General features: G+C 55.4%; 1 protein-coding gene. It reads right to left on the bottom strand.

The window, feature by feature from the left end; genetic code table 11:
- Positions 1-240, bottom strand: a 240-nt coding sequence (locus tag L977_RS14960; RefSeq protein ID WP_047626074.1) for a BCCT family transporter, incomplete at both ends; no start/stop codon positions are given.

The raw sequence follows: 240 nt of genomic DNA, 5'->3' as shown, positions 1-240 counted from the left end.
TAATGGGATAGAGTGCGGAACGCAGCGTTAAAGGCAGACCGTGACGATAACTGAAAAAGGCCAGGATCAAAGCCACGATGGCATAGATTGCCCATGCATGCAGGCCCCAGTGGAAGAACGTCAGGCGCATTGCTTCCTTCGCTGCCGCAACTGTCTCTGGGGTGCCAACGGGAGGTGAAAGATAATGCATCACCGGTTCAGCAACGCCAAAGAACATCAGGCCGATCCCCATCCCTGCCG

This window comes from Enterobacter sp. ZOR0014, from assembly GCF_000798855.1.
Taxonomy (GTDB): Bacteria; Pseudomonadota; Gammaproteobacteria; order Enterobacterales; family Enterobacteriaceae; genus Enterobacter; species Enterobacter kobei.
The sequence above is the reverse complement of the archived record's forward strand: the minus strand, read 5'-3'. Positions and strand labels throughout refer to the sequence as shown.